General features: G+C 67.3%; 1 pseudogene. It reads left to right on the plus strand.

The annotated features are described in order from the left end of the window. Nucleotides 1-202 (plus strand): annotated as a pseudogene (locus SNR22_RS29310) (hypothetical protein); the annotation flags it as partial.

The following is a 202-nucleotide window of genomic DNA, read 5'->3' on the forward strand; positions in this document are numbered from 1 at the left end:
CAAGGCCATCATCGCCGCCACGAAGAAAGCCGGCCTCGACGAGCGGGCCGCGGTGATCTCCATCGGCACCGCACTACAGGAATCGAAGCTCGAGAACCTCGGCCACCTCGGCGACCGCAACGACCACGACTCCCAAGGCCTGTTCCAGCAGCGCCCCACCAGCGGCTGGGGCACCGTCGAGCAGATCACCGACCCCGAGTAC

It is taken from the genome of Micromonospora sp. RTGN7 (assembly GCF_033804645.1).
Lineage (GTDB): Bacteria > Actinomycetota > Actinomycetes > Mycobacteriales > Micromonosporaceae > Micromonospora.